This is a genomic window from Moorena sp. SIO3I6 (genome assembly GCF_010672095.1).
The window spans coordinates 25295-45169 of sequence record NZ_JAAHHU010000045.1 but is presented as its reverse complement, the minus strand read 5'-3'; the positions used below and the strand labels follow the sequence as shown (position 1 = coordinate 45169).

Annotated in this window: 21 protein-coding genes and 1 pseudogene; 19 read left to right on the top strand and 3 right to left on the bottom strand. The window is 44.6% G+C overall.

The window, feature by feature from the left end:
- A partial coding sequence (locus tag F6K49_RS15440; protein WP_293098065.1) for a hypothetical protein occupies positions 1 to 325 on the top strand: 325 nt, incomplete at its 5' end.
- Between the two features lie 6 nt (positions 326 to 331).
- Here F6K49_RS15440 and F6K49_RS15435 read toward each other — a convergent pair.
- The 3 genes and pseudogenes from F6K49_RS15435 to F6K49_RS15425 all read right to left on the bottom strand — a co-directional run.
- Positions 332 to 517, bottom strand: a pseudogene (locus F6K49_RS15435) (Uma2 family endonuclease); the annotation flags it as partial.
- Positions 463 to 1134 carry a Uma2 family endonuclease gene (locus F6K49_RS15430; protein ID WP_293098059.1) on the bottom strand — a complete coding sequence of 224 codons (672 nt, stop codon included), beginning with the start codon at positions 1132 to 1134 and terminating at the stop codon, positions 463 to 465. The pseudogene F6K49_RS15435 and the gene F6K49_RS15430, both read right to left, overlap by 55 nt.
- Positions 1135 to 1197: 63 nt before the next feature.
- Positions 1198 to 1386, bottom strand: coding sequence for a hypothetical protein (locus F6K49_RS15425; RefSeq protein ID WP_293098053.1), 189 nt, complete (start codon positions 1384 to 1386; stop codon positions 1198 to 1200).
- Here F6K49_RS15425 and F6K49_RS15420 point away from each other — a divergent pair.
- From F6K49_RS15420 to F6K49_RS15335, 18 genes are all read left to right on the top strand, one after another.
- Complete coding sequence (locus F6K49_RS15420) at positions 1386 to 1628, top strand: hypothetical protein (protein WP_075898082.1); 243 nt, start codon at positions 1386 to 1388, stop codon at positions 1626 to 1628. The two genes, F6K49_RS15425 and F6K49_RS15420, sit on opposite strands and share 1 nt — an antisense overlap.
- 475 nt (positions 1629 to 2103) lie before the next feature.
- Positions 2104 to 3189, top strand: coding sequence for a hypothetical protein (locus F6K49_RS15415; RefSeq protein WP_293098046.1), 1086 nt, complete (start codon positions 2104 to 2106; stop codon positions 3187 to 3189).
- A 24-nt stretch (positions 3190 to 3213) separates the two neighbouring features.
- Complete coding sequence (locus F6K49_RS15410; RefSeq protein ID WP_293079888.1) at positions 3214 to 3426, top strand: hypothetical protein; 213 nt, start codon at positions 3214 to 3216, stop codon at positions 3424 to 3426.
- Between the two features lie 267 nt (positions 3427 to 3693).
- The gene (locus tag F6K49_RS15405) at positions 3694 to 4716 is read left to right on the top strand and encodes a glycosyltransferase family 2 protein (RefSeq protein WP_293018320.1); all 1023 of its coding nucleotides are present in this window, start codon (positions 3694 to 3696) and stop codon (positions 4714 to 4716) included.
- A 103-nt stretch (positions 4717 to 4819) separates the two neighbouring features.
- Positions 4820 to 4972, top strand: coding sequence for a hypothetical protein (locus F6K49_RS15400; protein WP_293098036.1), 153 nt, complete (start codon positions 4820 to 4822; stop codon positions 4970 to 4972).
- Positions 4973 to 5741: 769 nt separating this feature from the next.
- On the top strand, positions 5742 to 6311 hold the full coding sequence (locus F6K49_RS15395; RefSeq protein ID WP_293018316.1) for a glycosyltransferase family 4 protein: 570 nt from the start codon (positions 5742 to 5744) through the stop codon (positions 6309 to 6311).
- A 265-nt stretch (positions 6312 to 6576) separates the two neighbouring features.
- Positions 6577 to 7188, top strand: coding sequence for a glycosyltransferase family 4 protein (locus F6K49_RS15390; protein ID WP_293018314.1), 612 nt, complete (start codon positions 6577 to 6579; stop codon positions 7186 to 7188).
- A 21-nt stretch (positions 7189 to 7209) separates the two neighbouring features.
- Positions 7210 to 8967 (top strand): glycerol-3-phosphate dehydrogenase/oxidase, encoded by a 1758-nt coding sequence (locus F6K49_RS15385; RefSeq protein WP_293098029.1) that lies wholly within the window; start codon positions 7210 to 7212, stop codon positions 8965 to 8967.
- A gap of 80 nt (positions 8968 to 9047) precedes the next feature.
- Positions 9048 to 9893 carry a hypothetical protein gene (locus tag F6K49_RS15380; protein WP_293098023.1) on the top strand — a complete coding sequence of 282 codons (846 nt, stop codon included), beginning with the start codon at positions 9048 to 9050 and terminating at the stop codon, positions 9891 to 9893.
- A 30-nt stretch (positions 9894 to 9923) separates the two neighbouring features.
- Complete coding sequence (locus F6K49_RS15375; protein WP_293098018.1) at positions 9924 to 10652, top strand: class I SAM-dependent methyltransferase; 729 nt, start codon at positions 9924 to 9926, stop codon at positions 10650 to 10652.
- Between the two features lie 81 nt (positions 10653 to 10733).
- Positions 10734 to 11756, top strand: coding sequence for an NAD(P)-dependent oxidoreductase (locus tag F6K49_RS15370; RefSeq protein WP_293098015.1), 1023 nt, complete (start codon positions 10734 to 10736; stop codon positions 11754 to 11756).
- Between the two features lie 165 nt (positions 11757 to 11921).
- Entirely contained in the window at positions 11922 to 13127 is a 1206-nt protein-coding gene (locus F6K49_RS15365) for a polysaccharide pyruvyl transferase family protein (RefSeq protein ID WP_293018305.1), read from the top strand.
- 43 nt (positions 13128 to 13170) lie between these two features.
- On the top strand, positions 13171 to 14601 hold the full coding sequence (locus F6K49_RS15360; protein WP_293018303.1) for a Coenzyme F420 hydrogenase/dehydrogenase, beta subunit C-terminal domain: 1431 nt from the start codon (positions 13171 to 13173) through the stop codon (positions 14599 to 14601).
- Positions 14602 to 14778: 177 nt separating this feature from the next.
- Positions 14779 to 15807, top strand: coding sequence for a lysylphosphatidylglycerol synthase transmembrane domain-containing protein (locus F6K49_RS15355; protein WP_293098012.1), 1029 nt, complete (start codon positions 14779 to 14781; stop codon positions 15805 to 15807).
- Positions 15800 to 16594 carry an acyltransferase gene (locus F6K49_RS15350; protein ID WP_293065120.1) on the top strand — a complete coding sequence of 265 codons (795 nt, stop codon included), beginning with the start codon at positions 15800 to 15802 and terminating at the stop codon, positions 16592 to 16594. The genes F6K49_RS15355 and F6K49_RS15350 overlap by 8 nt, the downstream gene beginning before the upstream one ends.
- Positions 16566 to 18032 (top strand): hypothetical protein, encoded by a 1467-nt coding sequence (locus F6K49_RS15345; protein ID WP_293098009.1) that lies wholly within the window; start codon positions 16566 to 16568, stop codon positions 18030 to 18032. The genes F6K49_RS15350 and F6K49_RS15345 overlap by 29 nt, the downstream gene beginning before the upstream one ends.
- 11 nt (positions 18033 to 18043) lie before the next feature.
- The gene (locus tag F6K49_RS15340; protein WP_293079870.1) at positions 18044 to 19009 is read left to right on the top strand and encodes a lysylphosphatidylglycerol synthase transmembrane domain-containing protein; all 966 of its coding nucleotides are present in this window, start codon (positions 18044 to 18046) and stop codon (positions 19007 to 19009) included.
- Positions 19010 to 19287: 278 nt separating this feature from the next.
- Positions 19288 to 19857: a metal-dependent hydrolase gene (locus F6K49_RS15335; RefSeq protein WP_293018291.1), complete on the top strand. Its 570-nt coding sequence runs from the start codon at positions 19288 to 19290 to the stop codon at positions 19855 to 19857.
- The last annotated feature ends 18 nt before the right edge of the window (positions 19858 to 19875 follow it).

The following is a 19875-nucleotide window of genomic DNA, read 5'->3' as shown; positions in this document are numbered from 1 at the left end:
TTCGTGTTTTAGTAGTGTTGACCTGGTGGGTGGAACGGGCATGTTGGTGGCATGGGCATGTTGGTGGCATGGGCATGTTGCTGGCATGGGCATGTTGGTGGCATGGGCATGTTGGTGGCATGGGCATGTTGGTGGAATGGGCATGTTGGTGGCATGGGCATGTTGGTGGCATGGGCATGTTGGTGGCATGGGCATGTTGGTGGCATGGGCATCTTGCCCGTTATCAATCTTTGGCGAGCCGGTCTCTAAGCCACCCTACGCAATTCCCGACTCCCAACTCCCGACTCCCGACTCCCTACTCCCTACTCCCTATTCCCTTTCCTAGATCCACTTACCAAATACTGCTTAAATCCAAAACAAAACCAGGGAGAACCTCTTCTCCAGATAGACTTGTCGGAAATTCTAAAATTTCTACTGGTTTCCCCTGACGATAAATCTCAATTCGCCTATTTTCCCGATCGATTAACCAACCCAAACGCGCTCCATTTTCCTGATACTCCTGCATTTTTGCTTGTAGCGATGCAGCGCGGTCTTGGGGAGGCAGCGCGGTCTTGGGGAGGCAGCGCGGTCTTGGGGAGGCAGCGCGGTCTTGGGGAGGCAGCGCGGTCTTGGGGGTTTCCCCCATGAGCGACTGCCGTGGTTTCCCCCATGAGCGACTGCCGTGGTTTCCCCCATGAGCGACTGCCGTGGTTTCCCCCATGAGCGACTGCCGTGGTTTCCCCCATGAGCGACTGCATCAAGACATCTCTTGAGAGAATCAGTAGGAGAGCGCAACTCAACCACAAAATCAGGACACAAAGGCACAAACTTTTGTTTTTGCTGTAGAGTCAAAGTGTCCCATCTTTCTTTAGTTATCCATGACGCATCAGGAGAGCGGTCGGCATTATTAGGTAGTTTAAATCCACCAGAAGAGTCAAAAACAACCCCTAAATTATGATTTCTATTCCATGCTTGTAATTGATAAATCAGATCAGCATTGCGATTGCTGGTTTCTCCACCAGTTGGAGACATGATCACAATTTCTCCCAATACAGTACGTTCAAAGCGATAGTCACGGTTATCTTGACAAAATTGCCAAAATTGCTCATCAGTTAGTTCAACGATTCCCTTTAAGTCTAGGGTAATGGTATCCATGATTATCGATCGTGATATATCTCTTTGGTTTTTAATATAGCGGTTTTCAATTAGGTGAGGTTTTTAGGGAACAGGGAGCAGGCAGCAGGGAATAGAAAACACCACCTGCAACCTTGGCCAATAGGCCACGCTACGCGAACAACCAGCTAACCTACCCGACACCGAACGCCAAGGGCGAACAACCTGCGATCGCATAAACAAAGCTAGACTAAGGACAATTACCCAAGTAACACTAGCGGGGAATCTCAACAATGCTCAAACCCAAATTAACCTTGATTGCTTTCCTATCAACCACTGGAATTGCCAGTGCTGTTTTGTTGGGTTCAGTTAGTCCAGCTGAATCTTGTATGTACAAGAAGTCCATTAACTACATAAGAGCTGAGCAAGTGAATTGGTTACGCTCTCCTTGGGCAGCGGTTATTACCTTGCCAGGATTAGCTATAGCAGCAGCTTTGTACCTGGGTAATCGCTATTATCTAAGCGATCGCCAGTGAGCTTGTCAGCATTCAGCCGTCAGCATTCAGCCGTCAGCTTTGTGGCACAGGCTTCTAGTTTGTGGCACAGGCTTCTAGTTTGTGGCACAGGCTTCTAGTTTGTGGCACAGGCTTCGACGCATCGGACCTAACGTAGCGTGGCCAAAGGCCAAAGCTTACCTCTTTTATTCACAAGCTGATAGCACCTCAAGTAGCACCTCAAGTAGCGCATTAGCTGATAGCTGATAGCACCTCAAGTAGCATGGGCATTAGCTGATAGCTGATATAGCAATCCGTGTAGGAATTGTGCGAATTTTTGTTCCCTGTTCCCTACTCCCTACTCCCTACTCCCTGCTCCCTGTTCCCTGTTCCCTGTTCCCTGTTCCCTTGGCTATAGCTGATAGCTGATAGCTGATAGCTGATAGCTGAATGCTTACCAAAAAATTGATTACAATAGTATAAAATATACTAGTCCTAAATCAGTGGAGAAATCACTATGAGTCAGGAAGAGGAAGTAACTTATACCCAAAAGACAGAGCGCATCCAAGCCTTTACCCAACTGATTAAGTCAGTGGCTCCACTGATTTGGACTGTAGTAATTATTATTGTATTCATTCCCTTAGTCACCAAACTTATCATCCCCCATTCGAGCAATCCGGCTCAAATTACCCCCTCTGCTGAATCAACAGTTGTTATTGAACCTCATCCCGACTTTAGTAAAGTTAATCAAGCAGTTGCTGATGCCGTCAAACAATCTCACGCCAGTGCTGAAGCCTTTGCCGCCCAGGAGTTAGATGTTTGGGAAGCAGAGTTAATCCCCCGTGTAGATAGTTTTTTGGATTGGTATTTTGATTATTTCAATCAAAAAAAGATGGAGCTTTCAGTTCCGTTTATGTGGGGAGCGTCGGCTATCATGCATCAAATCAATCCCAACCTTCCCTCTGGCAAGCAAGCCATTGACGCCAAACTTACCGAGACATTCCAAAAAGAATTTTCTAAACGAGTACTGGTTCCTCAGAATGCTCAAATGAGGATGGAACTAATCACGAATGATACGATTGAATTATATATGGCTGAGTTGGGCAACAATCTTAGTGACATCCAAAGCCAATATCAAATTCCTCAAGGTCAGTGGGATAGATATATTAACGAAATTTCGACCACAATTAATGATACGGAAGGAAACCTATCCAATATTTCCCTGAAATTGTTAATTGGCGGTAGTGGTTACTTGGTAGCTAAACCTATCCTGGTTTCCATGGGAGGAAAAGTAGCCAGTAAAGTTAGCAGCAAACTAGCTGGGAAAGCCGCTAGCAAAATGGCCGCAAAAACTGGTGGTTTAGTGGCAACTGAATTAGGAGCAAGTATCATTGATCCCCTGGCTGGTATCGGTTTATTGATTTGGGATGTTTGGGATTACCGTCACACCCTGAAAGTAGAGAAACCTATTTTACGCAGCAATATATTAGGATACTTACAACAGGTCAAAAAATCTCTGTTGAACAATCCAGAAACTGGGATTATGACAGCAATTTATCAGTTAGAAGATGGGATTTTACAGTCAGTTGAATCTACAACTTAGTAAGCTGAAAGCAGTCAGCGGTCAGTGGTCAGCTTATTTTATACAAAAGCACCTCAAGTAGCGTGCGTGGCTCAGGCTTTGGCCTTGGCCTTTAGGCCACGCTACGCGAATGGCCACGCTGTGCGAACGACGCTGGGAGGTAGCCCATTAGCTGATATAGCAGTCGCCAGGGCAGGCGCGGACATGACAAAAGTCTCAAACCTAAGTAAGCGCAAGAGTTTGACTTCTGACTTCTGACTTCTGACTTCTGACTTCTGACTTCTGACTTCTGACTTCTGCTATAGCTGATAGCTTACCCTTGACCCTTAAACCAGCCACCTTGGCCAATAGGCCACGCTACGCGAACAACAAACCTTCAACAAACCTTCAACTTTAAAAGATTGATGAATTTGGTCTATAAATGTGCCTAATCCCTTGACATATCCCCAAAAGTTAGAGTAGACCATCAATAATATATGCTTACAGTTTAAACCGGATTGGATATTACTCAACCTGGGGCATCCTATGGAAATTTCCTTAATTAAACAAGGGCAATTAAATGCCCAGAACTGGTCTGGCAATAACATCACACCAGACCTATCAGTGGTGGTACCAATCTACAATGAGGTGGAGAGTTTGCCCCACCTGATTGATGCGATCGCATCCAGCTTAACCGATACTCAGCTCAGCTATGAGCTGATTTGTGTCGATGATGGCTCTACAGATGGTTCCACCCAACTGCTCAAGGAGCAAGTCCTCTCCCGCCCTAATGTGCGAGGGGTAATTTTGCGTCGTAACTATGGTCAAACAGCTGCCATGGCAGCTGGGTTTAATTATGCTCGGGGTCGTGCCATTGTTACCTTAGATGGTGACCTACAAAATGATCCAGCTGACATTCCCATGCTGCTTGTCAAACTTGAGGAAGGCTATGACTTGGTTAGTGGCTGGCGCAAACATCGGCAGGATGCGGCTGTAACTCGCTTACTGCCATCCAAAATTGCCAACTGGCTGATTGCACGCACCACTGGGGTTAAACTCCATGACTATGGCTGTTCTCTGAAAGCTTATCGCTCGGAATTGGTAGCGGACATGAACCTCTACGGTGAGTTACATCGGTTTTTACCAGCCTTAGCATTTATTGAAGGGGCAAGAATTACCGAGTTACCCGTGCGTCACCATGCTCGTCGCTATGGTAGTAGCAAGTATGGTCTGGGGCGAACGTTCCGGGTGCTAATGGATTTGTTGACCATCTTCTTCATGAAGAAATTCCTCACCCGACCCATGCATGTATTTGGATTACTAGGTCTGAGTTCCCTAGGCACGGGCATAATCATTGGGGCTTATCTGACCATTCTCAAGCTAGGACTGAATCAAGAAATCGGGGATCGGCCTTTACTGATCTTGGCAGTACTTTTGATCTCGACTGGTGTACAACTGTTTAGTCTTGGTCTACTGGGGGAACTACTGATGCGTACTTACCACGAATCTCAGGGAAGACCGATTTATCGGGTCAGAGAAGTGGTGTCCTCTAATGTTGAGCAACCTTAGTGATATCACTTAGAAATCCAGTTGGTTAGTGGCTAACCAAAGTATCATCAGCCCCCATTCACAATTTAAATTGTGAATGGGGGTGCTTTGGGGAGATAGGGAGATGGGGAGATGGGGAGATCTCACAGGGGTAGGTTTTTTACAAAGGGGCGAGTACGTACTTTTATTGTCTTTATCCAGAGCACGAGTGGGGGAAATATTGTCAAGTACCAGAGCGCGAGTGGGGGAAACCACGGCAGTTCCATCAAGACAATGATGATTTTTAACAACAAATTAGGTATATTTTCTTATCCCCCACACCCGGTCACCCCACACCCGGTCACCCCACACCTAAGGTCTTTGTAAAAAACCTACCCTTATGAGGATGGGGAGATCGGGAGATGCTCAGATGCTAGACCAGCTTTTGCACAAGTGGCTCGTACTCAAATTTAAATGCATATTAGCTTAGCCACCAACCAAAGGGATTTCTTGAAGATTGGCAATTTTTAAAGATTATATGAAGTTTCTCATCAAGATTTCATTAAGCTCCAGATTACTCGTTGATTTGTATAATTTGTTTAGGGTTTAATTAAAAGAGAATTTTTTTGGATAAAAAATCCCTTAAAACCAGTTCTGCATAACACTTAGTTGTGCAGTAAGGTTCATCCTCAGGGAATAAATTAGGAGCAGTTTGAGTTTCTAGTTAAACAATTATTTAATCCATTTATATCGGTGTTTACCATTGAGTCATACATTCTTGCTCAGTGAAGGCTGTTAGTCATAGCTGAAATTAACCACTGGTTATTGTTAAATTATTTTAAGCTCTACCGTAAAATTACTGAGCAATAGTGAAGCTTTAATCAAGCTGGCTTGGAAAGCGGGCGCTCTTGCTCAGGGTGCTTTGAATAACATAGGGGGAGATCAACGTGTATTTAAAGAGCAAAACTAATCGGCTTAGAGATCGGCTTGAGGTCAAAAGCAGCAGGGATAAATGGACTGTCTGGGATAATAAACCAGTCTCCTATGATCAACGAAATGTCAGTAGGATGAACATTCTATTGCTCGCTCCTCATCCGTTTTATCAGAATCGTGGCACACCCATCGCAGTCAACCTGGTCTTGAAAGTGCTTTCTGAACGGGGAGACAAAGTTGATGTCGTGACTTATCCTGAAGGGCGTGACATCAATTATGAAAATATCAAGATATACCGAACCCCTAAGCTTCCTTGGGTTCGGAATATACGACCAGGCTTCTCCTGGAAGAAAATCGTCTGTGATGTTTTCATGTTGCTTGCTGTAATTCGCCTAGTGACTAAGAAACGCTACGATTTGGTTCATGCTGGAGAAGAATCCGTCTTTATTGGTTTAGGGCTCAAAATCCTGTGTAAGATTCCCTATATCTATGACATGGATTCATCTATAGCCCAACAAATGATTGAAAAGTATCCTTTGCTACATATTTTTTCGTCAGTATTCAACTTTTTTGAAGGACTGGCTGTGAAGAATGCCAAAGTCGTGGTTTCAGTTTGCGATGCTTTGGCAGCAGATATTCAAAAGTACAAGCCCAGAAAAACTGTAGTTATTCCAGATATATCCTTGCTTAACTCTAATTTTTAACAAATTCCTAAAAAGTAGTTAAAGTTAGACTAAATATTGAAACCCTCTAGACTTTAGAATTGGAGGATAATAAATTAACTAATAATTGTTAATGATCAACAAAACCTATTGTTAGGATGCCCTAAGACTAAGTTTTATTTTGTAAAGAAAGATAATTATCGTAAAAATGTGCAGGTTATTGTAAATTGTTGCTGACAAATTCAACAGTTTCAAGTTCAAGATTCAAATTCAAGATTCAAATTCAAGATTCAACATTGGTGTAACTATGTATAGTACTATGTATAGTAATTTGAGACGTGAGCTAGCAATCGATAATCTACTCCTGATGTATGTAGGCAATCTGGAGACTTATCAGGGGATTGACCTACTTCTAGACAGCTTTGCGTTGACCCTTGAGCAGACTGATCAGGCTGAGTTAGTCATTATCGGTGGAGAAGCGGACGACATTCGGAAATACACGAATAAGTCTCACTGTCTTGGCATGCAACAACATGTCCATTTTTTAGGACCGAAACCAGTTGATGATCTGGCTATCTATCTGGAGCAAGCTGATATTTTAGTCTCTCCGAGAACTAAGGGTAAAAATACCCCGATGAAACTCTACTCCTATCTCGATAGTGGTAAAGTCTTGTTAGCCACAGATTTGCCAACCCATACCCAGTTGCTAGACAATCACGTTGCTCTGCTGAGGAGCCCAGAGGCCAAAGCTTTCGCGGAGGGAATGGTGGCTCTGATCGCTGATGAAAAGCTACGACTGAGGCTGGGCAGTGCTGGCAAGAAATTGATTGAAAAAAGGCATACTTATGCGGCTTTTCGGCAAAAATTAAACAGTCTTTATGATTGGCTACATCACGAGTTAGTAGAGCATATAGCGTAAGCACCTAGTGTAAGACAAGTAATGAAAAGGAACCTAGTAGAGTTAGCCAGAAACTCTTACGACCTATTAGTGATCGGTGGTGGCATCTATGGAGCTTGCGTAGCTTGGGAAGCAACCCTCAGGGGATTGTCAGTAGCCTTGGTAGAAAAAGCTGATTTCGGTGGCGCTACCTCTGCTAATAGTTTGAAGACTATCCACGGAGGATTACGGTATCTCCAGCATGCTGACCTTAAAAGGATGCGTGAATCCATTCATGAACGCACCAGTTTAATGCGGATTGCGCCTCACTTAGTTCATCCATTACCAGTATTGATTCCCACCTACGGCCATGGCATGAAGGGAAAAGAAGTGCTATCTGTGGCACTTGCTATCAATGACCTGATCAGTTGCGATCGCAATCGCCAACTCGATCCCCAAAAACACATATCCAATGGTCGGGTAATCTCTAAGCAAGAGTGTCAGCAGCTGCTTCCAGGAATTCCCCAGGAAGGGCTAACTGGAGCAGCAGTCTTTTATGATGCTCAGGTCTACAACTCTGAACGGTTGACCCTCTCTTTTCTACGCTCAGCTGAGCAAGCTGGGACAGTGGTGGCTAACTACGTAGAAGTGACTGGATTTCTCCAAGCTGGAAATCGGGTTACGGGTATTCAGGGGCAAGATGTGTTAACTGGGAATCAATTCGACATCCGCGCCAAGACTGTGGTCAACACCAGCGGACCATGGACAAATCGGGTGTTAAGTTTACTAAACCAACCCCAGCAGCAACCCCAGCAGCAACCCAGAGTTCCCCTTGCCAAAGCCATGAACCTGGTGATTCGCCGTCCCCTCTGCCAAAGCTATGCTGTGGGTATTTCCACGCCATACTCCTATCGTGACTCCGATGCCATAGTTAACAAGGGGTCTCGCTTACTATTTATTGCGCCCTGGCGTGGTAAATCCCTGGTCGGTACATCCTATGCTGTTTGGGATCAAGACCCGGATAACTTCAACATTACTGAACAGGATATTCAAAACCTACTCGATGACATAAACCAAGCATGGCCATCGGTTAAACTCAACCAAGCTGATGTCGCCTTCGTCCATGGTGGCTTGCTTCCTAGAACTGGCATTACTGAGACCGGAGAGCCACAACTGGCTAAAAACTATCAAATCTTCGATCATGCCAAAGAAGAATTGCCAGGATTGATCTCGGTGGTTGGGGTGAAATATACCACTGCCAGAGATGTGGCTGAGAAAGTCGTTAACCAGGTATTTCGGTCATGGGGGCAAAAGCCTCCCAAGTCCCTGTCATCAGTTACGCCAATTTACGGTGGGCACATCGAACAATTTGAAGTGTTTTTGCAGACAGCAATCTTTAAGCAACCCTATGGACTGGGGCAGGAGGTAATGGGCCGCCTCGTGTATAACTACGGTAGTGCCTATCAAGATGTACTGCTATATTTGGAGCGAGGATCAGATCACTCCTGTACACCTACTGATGATTTAGCTGTACTCAAAGCTGAAGTCTTGTATGGGGTTGTTGAGGAAATGGCTCAAACATTAGGTGATGTGGTGTTCCGGCGAACGGAACTGGGTAGTGCTGGTCATCCCGGAAACGAGGCCCTCAGAATCTGTGCTGAGGTGATGGGGGCGGAATTAGGATGGAGTCGGTCACAAATAGAGCTAGAGTTAGACAAGGTTAATCACATTTTTAATGTTGGAGGTGTATTAAGTCAGGAGAAAAGTATTGGAATTGAAACCCTTAACGGTCCGGTAAGTTTAGCCCAGAAGATCCGTTGAGGTTTTGGTCCAAGATTTTAGCTGAATCTGCTGGAAGCAGCACCAGTTTATGGAAATCAGGGAAATTATAACAGAAATCCATGGTAGCTACCGCTCAAAACCATCAATTAATCCTAATTGATGGTCACGTTCACCTTCATGACTGTTTTGATATCGATCAACTGCTGACCTCAGCTTGGGAAAATTTCCAGCAATTTTCTGGTCAAGCAGGTGATGGAGAAAATTTTCAGGCTGTATTGTTATTGACAGAAATAGAGCATCAAAAATGGTATAAGAAGTTAGCTGATTTAGCTCAAAACAATAATCAGTCTAGGGTAAGCCAGGGAAAAACTTGGATGTTCCACCGTACCCAGGAAGATTTATCCTTATATACCTGTAACGCCTTAGGGCAAGGAATGTTCTTAATTGCTGGTCGCCAAATTGTGACAGCGGAAAACCTGGAAGTATTAGCCTTGATCACTGACCAAAACCTTGAAGATGGTTTACCCTTAGACGTAACCATTAAAGCAATTCTGTCCGCTGGGGGAATCCCTATACTACCCTGGGGAGTTGGTAAATGGATCGGAAATCGGGGAAAACTATTAAATAAGCTCTTGGAAGACAATAATTTTCCCAAGCTTTTTCTAGGAGACAATGGTGGACGTCCTGTATTCTGGTCACGACCAGTTTTGTTCAAACAAGCAGAGAAAAAAGGATGGCGGATATTACCAGGAAGCGATCCACTTCCTTTGGCTTCTGAATATTGTCGTCCTGGAAGTTTTGGATTTACTATCCAGGGTTCCTTGAGTAATCAAGAACCAGGAAAAGATATCAAGGAAATGCTACTGAATCCCCTGACACCTATTCAGGGGTATGGTTCTCTAGAAAACCCCTGGCGATTTATTCGTAACCAATTAGCAATTCGGTCTAAAAAAAATAGCAATTAAAAATAAACAAATGACTAAAGGAATTTAACAGTGGTTTCTACAGGTGATTTTCCCGAAACAGCCGATATCGAAACATCTTCTGAGGATTATGCCTCCCGTTTTGCCGGGGAAATTGGGGCTTGGCTACTGAAAGTCCAGGAAGACGCTACGTTGAAAATGCTGACTCCTTATCCTAAAGCCACCATCCTTGATGTGGGAGGAGGACATGGTCAACTCACAGGGGCTCTGATTCAAAATGGTTATCAACTAACTGTGCTTGGTAGTGCGGATGTCTGTAAGGGGAGGATTCAGAATTTTATTGATGCTAATCTTTGTTCCTTCAAGGTGGGCAATGTTTTGGATCTACCTTACCCAGATGGAGCTTTTGATGTTGTGATCAGCTATCGATTCCTCGCTCATGTCACTCAATGGCAGTCTTTTTTAACAGAACTAAATCGAGTAGCAAAGCAAGCTGTCATCCTAGACTATCCTACAGTGAGGAGCGTAAATGCTATTGCCCCCTATCTATTTAAGTTCAAGAAAGGGTTGGAAGGAAATACACGAGAGTTTATCTGTTATCAGGAACATGAGCTTCTAGAATTTTTTAAATCTATTGGTCTGAGCAAAGCTGAGCGCTATCCTCAATTCTTTGTGCCTATGGTACTGCATCGTGCTTTAAAATATCCTAGCTTCTCTTCATTTATGGAGAAGTTAGCTCGACTATCAGGCTTGACTAATTTGTTTGGTTCACCAGTAATTTTAAAGCTTACCAAGACTTAAGCCAGATGCCGATTAAAATTAATTGTATAAACTTGCTTGGTGAAATTCCAATATTTTTTAGGTTAGCTCAGAAAGTAGAATATGGAAGATCCTCAATTCAAACTCCCAACTGGCAGTCGCGTCTTAGTGACTGGAGCTACAGGGTTTACAGGTTCAGTTCTTGTACGTAAATTAGTGGCACAAGGTTTAGATATCGTCGCTATTGCACGTCCTAGTTCTAAACTTGAGCCTTTCAATGACCTTAAAGTTGAATGGATTAGAGGGGATGTTTTTGATGAAGAGTTAATCAAAAAAGCCATAAAAGGAGTAAACTATATATTTCATATTGTAACTCCTTTTCGAGAAGCTAAATCTGCTGACAATGTCTACTATAATGTCCACGTTTTAAGCACACAATTGCTAGCAAAATACGCTTTAGAAGAACCAGAGTTTAAGCGTTTTGTTCACGTTTCAACAATTGGTGTTCATGGTCATGTCGAAAATCCTCCTGGTGATGAAAATTGTCCAATGAATCCTGGAGATATATATCAGGAAACCAAACTAGAAGGAGAACTGTGGATCAGAGATTTTGCTAAAAAGGAAGGCTTACCAGTCACTGTGGTACGACCGTCAGGAATCTACGGTCCTGGGGAGAAACGGTTTTTAAAAATTTTCAAAATGGTTTGCCGTAAGTGGATACCAATAATTGGCAATGGCAGTAACTTACTGCACTTAATTCATGTTGATGATTTGACCAATTTTTTTATACTATCAGCCACCCATCCTAAAGCAGTGGGAGAAGTTTTTATTTGTGGAAGTAAGGAGGCGATAACCTTTAAAGAAATGGTCTCTATTATTAGTGAATACTATGGAAGTTCCTTTAAATTCATTAGCTTGCCAGCTGCGCCACTGTTTGCCTTAGGGGATTTTTTGGAATTCATCTGTCGTCCCCTGGGTATAGAACCACCTATTTATAGAAGACGGCTAGCATTTTATACGAAAGACCGCTCCTTTAACACAGCCAAAATGATAAATTTACTGGGGTTTGTGCCTGTCCATTCCGATGAAGAAGGGTTAAAGGAATTAGCCCAATGGTATCTTGACCAAGGATGGATATCTCTTTGATTTGGGTTAATGGGTATTCAATCAGTGAAAACTGGCTGGTTATACTGAATGAGTAAGTTGAATGAGTAAATCCTGATTAGTATTCTGATTCCTAACTTCTTGGCACAACTATTTGTATCGTTCATCCCGTGAAAACGTAATAATTTGGTAGTGATTGAGGAAAAAATGAAAAAAATTACAGTTCTCGGTAACTTTTCAGGTCGCAATGCAGGAGATGCTGCTATTTTAGGCAATCTGCTCGATGATATTGCCGCAGCACATCCCGATGCGTTGTTTATAGTACCAACTCTCAACCCACGCTTCGTCAAACGCCATTTTGGCCACCACAATCTCAAGGCACTTGGATTAATGCCTTGGAATGGTGCTATTAAGATTTTTGGTTTGCCAACTTTCCGAGCAATGTTGCAAGCTGATCTGGTGCTAGTAACCGATAACATTCTGTTTGATCGCAAGTTACTCAACCCACTGTTTAACTATCTCTCCACAATTTCCTTAATCGCCCCAGCTTGTAAGGCACGCGGTATTGCGATCGCACTTTACAACGCCAGTCTAGGACCAATTACTACATCACTGGGCAAGTATGCTTTGCAAAGAGTTCTTGATGCTAGCCCAATGCTGATCCTGCGAGATGAGCAATCAAAGCAACTGCTTGACCAACAGAAACTGAATTACCAGGACGTTTACATCAATGCGGATTGCGCCATCAACACTACCCCGCCACCAACAGAACGCATGGAGGAGATCATAGGCAAAGAGGGGCTTTTCAAAAATCCGAAAGGCACTATTGGTTTCAATATCAATGCCTACATCGATAACTGGCGCAAGGATAACAAGACTTTTGGGCGCGAACGCTTTTTGCAGGCAATCGGGTCTACTCTCGACCGACTGATTGAGGAATTAGACATTGAGATTATGTATACCATCACCCAAGTCATGGATACCAAGATTACCAACGAGAGTTTGAAGTATGTCAAGCGGCGCGATCGCATCCGGGTAATCAGTAATGCTACTTATACCTACCAGGAAATTGCTGGCTTGCTACAGCGGGTAGAAGTCCATGTGGGGATGCGGACTCATTCCGTAATTTTGGCTTCAGGAGTTCTCACCCCTGTAGTGGCCATTAACTCCTACCCTAAAACAGCAGGCTTCATGAAAACCATTGGTCAGGACAACTGGTTGATCAACTTTGATGAACTAACCACCAACACCTTGACAAATTTAATTAAGTCTGCTTGGGAACAGCGCCATGAAACGCGAGCGGCCATGACACCACTGGTGCAGCGGGAGCAAGCTAAAGCCCGCAGTAGCGTTGAACTGGTGAGCCAATTGTTGGCCCAGAGGCAGCAATCTGAGGTGCAAGTTACCGCTTGAGCCATTGTCTACTCATCCTTTGAGTACAGAGAGGTAAAATTATTTGAAAAAATCGAAGGCAACAGAATTAAGCATGTCTGAAGATGGCTATTTGCCACTTCACAAACAGCAGCAGACTGAGCCATTGTATGTGGTTCCCAAGGATCTGTGTACCCGTTGCGGTGCTTGCGATCCCATCTGCCCTGTAGACTGCATTTCCTTTGACGAACACCGATACCCAGTTATTGATACTAAAACCTGTGTTGACTGTGGACTCTGTGTAAAAGTTTGTCCCGGTATAGACTTTGACTACACTGCTCAGTATAAGAAAATGTTCGGCGTTGAGCAGGCACCAGAGGGGCTTGGTGGCATTTACGAGAGCGCCTTTTTGACTTTTGCTAACAATCCCCAGGTGCAGGCAGAAGGTAGTGGTGGTGGACTCGTTTCCCAACTGCTGATTGGTATGGTCAAAGAAGGGATAATTGATGCTGCCCTGACTGTGGGTTATGAGCCCGATGATCCCATCACACCCACACCTGTGATTTGCCGCACCGAGGCAGAAATTCGCGCCACGGCTGGCTCCAAGTATTGTGTTGTACCCCATGCCAAAGTCATACGTGACGTCAAAAAACTGGAAGGCAAGTTTGCCTTTGTCGGTGTAGGCTGTCAGATTGAGGGTTTACGGAAATTGGAGAAGGTCTATAAGCCTTTGGTACGTCGGGAAATCTTCACCATTGGCTTAGCTTGCCACGGCACCCTAGAAAAAGAAGGTACTACTGAGTTGCTATCCCACCGTCGTCTTCCCCAAGAGAAGATCAAGCGCTTCTTCTATCGTGGTGGTAACTTCCCTGGCAAGTTTCAGATCGAAACCCTCGACGGTCAGCGCCTCGACCTGCACAGGTTTGATTACAAGGATGGTGCCTATAATTACCTCTACCATCTCTATACACCCCAGCGTTGCCTGATGTGTCCTGACTATAGTGCTGAGTTTGCGGATATTTCAGTTTCCGACTTCTGGGTGCGCGGTGAGGATGGCGAGTACCTACACCCGGAAGGTACAAGCATGGTCATGTGCCGCACGGAACGTGGTCAAAAGATTTTACAACAGATGCGTGAATCGGGCTATATTACCGCTATGCCTTTAGGTAAGCAGGAAGTGGAAGCCAGTTTTGATCACCTCTACCGTGACAAACGTGTCTCTCCCTTCGTGCGTATCCAGTGGCGTGAAGCCCAGGGAATATCTGCACCCCAGTACCATTTACCGATTTCCCCACCAACTAAAGAAGACCACCGTCACGAGGGTTTGCGTCAGGCTACCTTTATTTTCTCTAAGCGCAAATGGATGCGCCAGTTGATGCTGGCCATCTTTTTCTCACGGTTTGGGGAAGTGTTTACAGCAGTGAAAATGCGCTACAAAGCCTTCAAGGCTGCACGGCGCTTACGCAAACAAGCAAAAAAAAGGCAAAAACAAGACCCTGCCTTGGATACCCAATAAATAATTGACATCAAGTAAGTAAGGTAAATCTAATGATCAGTATAGATGAGCAAAACTCCAAAACCTCAATCTGGTAATAGTAGATAGTAAACCAATTACCAATTACTAATTACCAATTATTAATTACTAATTACAAATGACAAATTACCAATGAAAAATCTTTAACAAGCTCTTGGAATGCCGAAAAACTCGACACTACGTTTTGTCCGCATTGCTGGCACAACTGCACTATTAGTATATGTTGTTCACAAGGCAGGGTTGTTCAGCGCTGACGGACGGCGGGATTTGTTAGACACCTTCGTTCACGTCAAACCACCATTTTTGTTGGCATCGATTGGGTTTGGGCTGTTGCTTAATCTATCTAGCGCCTTCAAGTGGTACATGCTTTCGCGCTCTCGTGGCTTGCCAGTTAATCTTTGGCGGCTGTTTGCTTACTATATGGTTGGTCAATTCTTCAATCTGGTGCTGCCAAGCAGCATTGGGGGCGATGTGGTCCGGATGCATCAACTAGGGCGCTACACTGGACGCTACGCCGATGCTGTAGCCTCAGTCTTTGTGGAACGTTTCACTGGTTTGGCCACCCTGGTCTTGTTAGCAATGGTGGCAGTAGTGGTCAACCTGCATCTGTTCAACCTGCCCTGGTTGACTATTGGCCTTGCCATGGGGTCAATAGGCATTGCATTGATCTGCTGGTTGATTATTGACCAACGACCATTCCGGTTGACCCAGAAGCTATTGGCAAGGCGTGTACCCTTGCTGCAGAAACTCTTCGTCAAGATTGAGAAATTTCGGCAAGCAGTGCTGGCCTATCAGAGTGACCCAGGGGCAATCTGGGGGGCTCTAATTAATTCTCTAATCTTCTACTTCTTAGCGGTCATGAATGTCTGGGTTAGTGCACTTGCCTTCGGCTCCAAGATCGATTTTGTCAGCATGCTCGTAGCAGTGCCAGTTATCCTCTTTATCATGAACTTACCAATCTCGATTGGAGGTATTGGTCTGATGGAGTTTGCCTACAGCTTCACTCTTGGGTTGGTAGGTGCTACCCCTGCACTAGCATTTTCAACGGCATTGCTGTTGAGAGCAAAGACCCTGTTCCATGCTGGAATTGGTAGTCTACTTTATCCGTTCGTCAGTGACGGTCACCCCATCCGTGAGGGAGTACCGATGGAAGTGACGAACAAATACGGAGAAAATGGTGATGACTAGTAAACATGAACAGTTTCGCTTCAGCGCTGTATCAGCTGATAGTAAAAGCTCGTTTATAAAAAAGTATCAGGATTTAGTCTTAGGTGATCGTAGTTGGAGGCGACTTCTACAATATGAACTGCTGACGCTGCTGGTAGGTCAACTCCCTGGTGCTCTTGGGCTAGGGCTGCGGCGCATCTTATACCCGCAGTTATTCGGTAGTGTGGGGAAGAATGCACTCTTCGGTCATCACCTCACCTTGCGTGCACCGGGTCGTATTCACCTGGGTAGCAATGTGGTACTCGATGACTATGCAGTACTGTCCGTAAGGGGTTTTGAAGATGAGCGGATTGAGATTAGTGATGGGGTGCAAATTGGTCGCTCGGCTCAACTCAAGACCCGTGCTGGCTCTATTTTTATCAGTGCCCATGCCAATATTGGTGCAGAGTGCCGCATTGACTCGACTACCGAAGTCCATATTGGTCAGCACTGCATTTTCGCTGGTCGTTGCTATTTAGGTGGTGTTAGTCACCAATTTGATCGTACTGACATCCCAATTGTCCAACAACCACTAGCAACTAAGGGTGGTGTACACATCGGTGATGATGTCTGGCTAGGAGCACATGTGATTGTTTTGGATGGGGTAACTATTGGTACAGGTGCAATAGTCGGTGCGGGTGCAGTAGTAACCAAAGACATTCCAGCATACGCGATCGCGATGGGTGTGCCAGCACAGGTACGAAGCTGGCGCAAGGTAGAGCTTGCGGAGAGTTATCAAAATGGATCAACAGAATATAAAAAACCCTAGTTTAGGATACCAATCCCGCAAAAACAGATGGGATTTTGGTCTATTTTCAGCATTTTTATTGTTCAGTTTTATCAACTTGGGATGTGTGAGTCAGTCCAGCACGGAAAAATCAAGGACTCAGGCTAATAGTTTAGCTTATTCTCAAATTGAACCCCTAGTCATTCCTGTAGGTGGACCAGCTCCAGACAGGCGTATTGGTGGGCTGATTACAACAGATATTAACGATGACGGCCAACAAGATTTTATCATCACTAAGTCAGATTATATTGCAGTTCACGATCATTCTGGAAAAAAGCTCTGGGCAAAGCAGATCAACATTCAAGTGGTAGGGAAGTCGGAGCAAAACGGACTACCTGGAACTCATGGACCAGGTGTCCAAGCAGCTGATGTAGATGGAGATCAAAAGACAGAAGTTCTGTTTTTAACCAAGGACAATACCCTTCATATTGTTGAGGGGGTTAATGGAGAGACTCAGAAAACTATAAAACTCCCATCTCTAGAAGGTACAGAGGGTTGGGAGCACCTAGTAGTAGCCAATTTCCGGGGCAAAGGCGATCGCGATTTACTACTTCAGACCACTAATGCTGAAGGATACCGTATGGGTCGTTATCTAGCAGCCTATTCCCTAGACAACCTACTCAAAGGTGAAAACCTTAAACCTTTGTGGACCCGAGATGATTTCCTTGCCAATGCCCACAATGGGGCACGGGTGGCAGATCTCGACGGAGATGGCAAAGATGAGGTTTTGGGCGGGACGATTATATCACCATTAGGAGAGCTACTGGTGCGAATTCCCATAAAAGGTCATATTGACTCCCTGTTTGTGGCTGATGTGCGTCCAGACATCCCAGGATTAGAGGTGGTAGCTCTGGAAGAGGGGGGTGGCAATCGGGTTTTCCTTTATAACCGCGATCGCGTAATTTGGAAAACCCACTACAAGCATCAAGAACCACAAAATGCTGCCATTGGTGATTTTGACCCCCAACGACCGGGATTAGAAGTGTGGTGCCGCAGCCGTTACAACAAGCACCAGAAACCCTTTGTATTTGATGCCCAAGGTCAACTGATTGCTGACTATCAAATGGATGATGTTGCTCCCAAGGGATGGACAGAAAAAGGTGTAGAGGTGATCTTCCCGATTGATTGGACAGGAGAGTCGAGGCAATTAGTGGCTGTCAAAGAGCGCCATAAACCAGGAGACGTAGGCATTTTCGATGCCCTGAGTGGAGAATTTCTCCATCGGTTCAAAGAACAGGCGGCGAGACTTTACGTTGCTGATGTGTCTGGGGATTGGCGGGAAGAGGTGATGGTTCTCAATGGGAATCAGCTGCACATTTACAGCAACCCCGAAGCTAATCCCAATCTTGATCGCCCACGGCTATGGACTCAAAACCAGTACCGCCGCAGTAAGATGACTTGGAATTACTACAGTCCATAAACTAAAAAACAATGGAAAAAAGGTTAGCTGCTAGGAAAAAATTGATTCTTACGATAATTAAATGCGGCGTTTCCATAGTGCTACTGTCTTGGGCGTTGCGCAAGACAAATCTGCCCGAAATTTTCCTAGCTGTGAGTTCTGCCAACATTCCTCTTTTAATAGCAGCGTTTGTGGTCTACTTAGCCAGTTACTACATCAGAGCTCATCGGTGGCGGGTACTGCTTTTGGCTCAGAATGTGAAAGCTAGGATCCCTTATTTGTATAAGTCCTACATGGTCAGCATATTCTTCAGTAATTTTTTGCCCTCCACTATTGGTGGGGATGCTATTAGGGCTTATGATGCCTGGCGCTTGGGAACCAGCAAGTCAGTCGCACTAGCCACTGTGTTTTTGGATCGTTTCCTCGGTTTACTGGGTTTGATGCTGTTTGGCCTCGGGGCGCTGTTTTTTTCTCAGACATTGATCGCCCAGTTACCATTACTTCACCTGTGGGTAATGCTAGGTACAGCAGCAATTATGCTTGTAGTCTCGATGATTTTCATACCCTCTCAGAAGATTTCAAGGGTTATTAGCAAGATAAAACTACCCTTTTGGCACCCCATAAAAAACAAGGTATTGAATATTATTAAAGCTTTCCTAGCCTTTGGGAACCGCAAACATGCCTTGGCTATATCGATGGGGTTGTCACTGATGGTGCAAATCAGTGTCATCGCTCATTATTACCTAATTTCCAAGGCACTGGATTTACCGGTTCCCCTTCTTAGTTTCTTTGTGATCATTCCCCTAGTCTCCTTGATCATGGTGTTGCCTGTATCGATCAACGCGATTGGTCTCCGTGAGAATGCATTTGTATTCTTTTTTGCGGCTTACGGCTACAATTTTGCCAGATCCGAAGCCATTGCCTTTGCTTGGCTGGCTTACGGAATCGTGGTAATTCAGGGGCTGCTGGGGGGAATTGTATACGCTTTGCGCAAGTAAAGGTGATTAACTCAGATCAGGTAAGGTCGTGATCAGGTAAGGTCGTGATCGGGTAATCGGATGATCAGGTAATCAGGTGTAATGGTGATCAATAAACAATAGTCAGAGCAAATATAAATTACCAAATATAAATTACCAAATATAAATTACCAATTACCAAATATAAATTACCAATTACCAAATATAAATTACCAATTACCAAATATAAATTACCAATTACCAAATATAAATTACCAATTACCAATTAAAATTACCAATTACCAATTAAAATTAATAAAATGCCATCACCAGTAGGACACACATTAGCCGGTATTTGTGGATTTGTTCTGGCACGCCCTTATGTAGCTTGGCATCAGCAAACTCGGCTGTTGTATGGTTCAGTATTGCTCACGAATTTGCCAGACATAGACATTCTGCCTGGATTGCTGCTGGTTGGAAATCCAGGAGCTTTTCACCGTCAGGCCACCCACAGCTTGATAGTAGCCGCCGTAATTGGCATCTTCGTTGCTTGGCTAGTGGGACGTTGGAGGTTAAATCGGCTCCGGTGGGGAATTTGGGCAGCTCTAGTTTATGGCAGCCACATTCTCTTGGATATGCTAGTAGCTGACCCAACAGCACCTTTCGGAGTCCAGGCACTCTGGCCTTTTTCCCTAGAGTATTTTATTTCACCTATTACCATCTTTGCCCGATTTGATTATTTTAATCCAGAATTGGGTATGGTGCGCACCATATTGAGTATTCCTAATTTCTTGGGAATACTGTGGGAAATCGTAGTACTTACACCATTGGTAGGACTGGCATGGTATGGGTTTGGGAAAACTGACGGCAGAAAACCATTGGCAAGATAGAGGCCAAGGGTGATGGGC

Bases quoted from the DNA above. Each gene is read 5' to 3' on its own strand.
- F6K49_RS15430 (WP_293098059.1), bottom strand. From the start codon at position 1,134: ATGGATACCATTACCCTAGACTTAAAGGGAATCGTTGAACTAACTGAT.
- F6K49_RS15420 (WP_075898082.1), top strand. From the start codon at position 1,386: ATGCTCAAACCCAAATTAACCTTGATTGCTTTCCTATCAACCACTGGA.
- F6K49_RS15415 (WP_293098046.1), top strand. From the start codon at position 2,104: ATGAGTCAGGAAGAGGAAGTAACTTATACCCAAAAGACAGAGCGCATC.
- F6K49_RS15405 (WP_293018320.1), top strand. From the start codon at position 3,694: ATGGAAATTTCCTTAATTAAACAAGGGCAATTAAATGCCCAGAACTGG.
- F6K49_RS15400 (WP_293098036.1), top strand. From the start codon at position 4,820: ATGGGGAGATGGGGAGATCTCACAGGGGTAGGTTTTTTACAAAGGGGC.
- F6K49_RS15395 (WP_293018316.1), top strand. From the start codon at position 5,742: ATGAACATTCTATTGCTCGCTCCTCATCCGTTTTATCAGAATCGTGGC.
- F6K49_RS15390 (WP_293018314.1), top strand. From the start codon at position 6,577: ATGTATAGTACTATGTATAGTAATTTGAGACGTGAGCTAGCAATCGAT.
- F6K49_RS15385 (WP_293098029.1), top strand. From the start codon at position 7,210: ATGAAAAGGAACCTAGTAGAGTTAGCCAGAAACTCTTACGACCTATTA.
- F6K49_RS15380 (WP_293098023.1), top strand. From the start codon at position 9,048: ATGGTAGCTACCGCTCAAAACCATCAATTAATCCTAATTGATGGTCAC.
- F6K49_RS15370 (WP_293098015.1), top strand. From the start codon at position 10,734: ATGGAAGATCCTCAATTCAAACTCCCAACTGGCAGTCGCGTCTTAGTG.
- F6K49_RS15365 (WP_293018305.1), top strand. From the start codon at position 11,922: ATGAAAAAAATTACAGTTCTCGGTAACTTTTCAGGTCGCAATGCAGGA.
- F6K49_RS15355 (WP_293098012.1), top strand. From the start codon at position 14,779: ATGCCGAAAAACTCGACACTACGTTTTGTCCGCATTGCTGGCACAACT.
- F6K49_RS15350 (WP_293065120.1), top strand. From the start codon at position 15,800: ATGACTAGTAAACATGAACAGTTTCGCTTCAGCGCTGTATCAGCTGAT.
- F6K49_RS15345 (WP_293098009.1), top strand. From the start codon at position 16,566: ATGGATCAACAGAATATAAAAAACCCTAGTTTAGGATACCAATCCCGC.
- F6K49_RS15340 (WP_293079870.1), top strand. From the start codon at position 18,044: ATGGAAAAAAGGTTAGCTGCTAGGAAAAAATTGATTCTTACGATAATT.
- F6K49_RS15335 (WP_293018291.1), top strand. From the start codon at position 19,288: ATGCCATCACCAGTAGGACACACATTAGCCGGTATTTGTGGATTTGTT.